Raw genomic sequence first — 310 nt, forward strand, 5'->3', positions numbered from 1 at the left:
CAGTCTGATACTATCGATACCGAACTTTCAGTGATACAGAAAAACCTGCAGTTTATTATTCGCGATCATGGCACGGGCTTTAACGTGCAACACGCCATGAATGGCAAAGGAATCGGCCTTCGCAACATGCGCGAACGGCTGGAATTTCTTGGTGGTGAGCTGGATATCAGCAGTGAACCGGGACAAGGAACGGAAATCCTGGTCAATCTGCCTCTTAAACAAGGACTGGACATTTATGGCAAAAATTCAAGTACTGTTAGTGGATGACCATCAGGTCGTCATGGAAGGTTTCAAAGCCCGGCTCGACAAT

The 310-nt window shown here is 47.1% G+C and carries 1 protein-coding gene; it reads left to right on the forward strand.

Annotated features, from left to right (window positions below; all coding sequences use genetic code 11):
* Window positions 1–267, forward strand: a 267-nt coding sequence (locus ACYP03_RS25345) for a sensor histidine kinase (RefSeq protein ID WP_459782580.1), incomplete at its 5' end; no start/stop codon positions are given.
* Between the last annotated feature and the right edge of the window lie 43 nt (window positions 268–310).

Source organism: Photobacterium sp. R1, assembly GCF_054600795.1.